This window comes from Flavobacterium sp. NRK1 (genome assembly GCF_024054175.1).
Lineage (GTDB): Bacteria > Bacteroidota > Bacteroidia > Flavobacteriales > Flavobacteriaceae > Flavobacterium.
On record NZ_JAMXLA010000002.1, the window covers coordinates 1 to 328 of the forward strand.

The 328-nt window shown below is 45.1% G+C and carries 1 protein-coding gene; it reads left to right on the plus strand.

What is annotated here, in order from left to right; translation table 11 throughout:
- A partial coding sequence (locus tag NHE85_RS16605) for a hypothetical protein (RefSeq protein ID WP_252813329.1) occupies positions 1 to 328 on the plus strand: 328 nt, incomplete at both ends.

Consider the following 328-nt stretch of genomic DNA (forward strand, 5'->3'; position numbering starts at 1 on the left):
AATTACAGAAGTAAAGCTTGCAGACGGGGCAGTAACTACAGCTAAGATAGGAGCTGATGCAGTAACCAATGCTAAGCTTGCGGACAATGCAGTTCAGACCGAAAACATTGCAGCAGGGGCAGTAGAAACTTCTGATATCAAAGATGCAGCAGTAACTACAGTTAAGATAGAAGATGCGGCAGTAACAGCCGTGAAACTTGCCGACGACGCAGTAACAGCTGCCAAGATCGATTCGAGTGTAGCGGGTACAGGATTAAAACAGAATACTACCAATGGTTCTTTAGAAGTTGATGCCGCATCATTTGATGGCGACATTACCTCTACAGAC